This window comes from Streptomyces sp. 15-116A, assembly GCF_025290915.1.
Lineage (GTDB): Bacteria > Actinomycetota > Actinomycetes > Streptomycetales > Streptomycetaceae > Streptomyces.
This window is the reverse complement of sequence record NZ_JAOCQE010000535.1, coordinates 1-1362: the sequence shown is the minus strand read 5'-3', so window position 1 is coordinate 1362 and position 1362 is coordinate 1. Positions and strand designations below refer to the sequence as shown.

General features: G+C 74.4%; 1 protein-coding gene and 2 pseudogenes. All 3 read left to right on the top strand.

Features of this window, described 5'->3' with window-relative positions; translation table 11 throughout:
* A pseudogene (locus tag N4P33_RS35255) lies at positions 1-129 on the top strand (xanthine dehydrogenase family protein subunit M); the annotation flags it as partial.
* 6 nt (positions 130-135) lie between these two features.
* Complete coding sequence (locus N4P33_RS35250; RefSeq protein ID WP_260830985.1) at positions 136-1020, top strand: MoxR family ATPase; 885 nt, start codon at positions 136-138, stop codon at positions 1018-1020.
* Position 1021: 1 nt separating this feature from the next.
* A pseudogene (locus N4P33_RS35245) lies at positions 1022-1362 on the top strand (hypothetical protein); the annotation flags it as partial.

The window sequence follows — 1362 nt, the reverse complement described above, 5'->3', positions numbered from 1 at the left end:
CGGGCGGCCGAGGCCGCGGCGGAGGGCACCCGGCCGGCGCAGGACACCGCGGCCTCGCCCGAGTACCGCGCGCATCTGGCACGGGTGCTCACCAAGCGGGCGGTGCTGGCCGCCGCCGGGATGGGGTGAGCGACGATCACCGGTGAGGACGGCCCGGAGCAGGTGCGGGCCCGCCTGGAGGCGACGGGGTACCTCGTCGACGACGGGCTGGCCGTCGCCTGCTTCCTGGCGCTGCGACTGCACCGGCCCGTCTTCTGCGAGGGCGACGCGGGCACGGGCAAGACAGCGCTCGCCTCCGCCCTCGCCGAGGCGCTCGACGCGCCGCTGATCCGCCTGCAGTGCCACGAGGGCATCGACGCCGCACAGGCCCTGTACGACTGGGACTTCCCGCGCCAGCTGCTGCATCTGCGGGCCGCCGAGGCGGCCGGGGTCACCGATCCGGGGCGGCTGGAGGGCGAGTTGTACGACCGCCGCTTCCTGATCGCCCGGCCGCTGCTGCGGGCCCTGGAGACCCGGCCGTGTGTGCTGCTGGTGGACGAGATCGACCGGGCGGACGACGAGTTCGAGGCGTTCCTGCTGGAGCTGCTGTCGGAGTTCTCGGTGACGATCCCGGAGCTGGGCACGATCCGGGCCGAGAGGCCACCGGTGGTGGTGCTGACCTCGAACCGCACCCGCGAGGTGCACGACGCGCTGAAGCGGCGCTGTCTGTACCACTGGTTCGATCACCCGGAGTTCGCGCGCGAACTGGCCATCGTACGGCGGCGGTTGCCGGGGGTCGCCGAGCGGCTGGCCGAGCAGGTGACCGCGCTGGTGCAGGAGTTGCGGGCCCTTGACCTGGTCAAACCGCCGGGTGTGGCGGAGACGATCGACTGGGCGGAGGCGCTGGACGCGCTCGGTGCGCGGGAGGTGGACGCGGCGCTCGCGCTCGCCACGCTGGGCTCGGTGCTGAAGTACCGGGAGGACGCCGAGCGGGCCCGGACGCTGGACTTCGCGGCGGTGCTGGCGGGGCGGGGGGTGTGACATGCCGGAGGACGCGGGCCCCCTGGCGGCGCTTCTCGCGTTCGTCCGCGCGCTGCGCGCCGCCGGTCTGGAGGCGAGCAGCGAACGGGTGCACGCGTTTGTGCGGGCGGTCGATGTGCTCGGGCTGGGCGGGCGAACAGACCTGTACTGGGCCGGGCGGCTGACCCTGTGCGGCGGCCGGGACGATCTGGAGCGGTACGAGCGCGTGTTCGCCGTCTGCTTCGGCCCCGGCGAGCAGCCACCCCCACGACCCGCACCACCGGCTCGTACGAACCGGGCGCGCCTCACCGTGCAGGGCGCGCGCACCACGTCCCGCACACCGGCGGAACCGGACAGGAACAC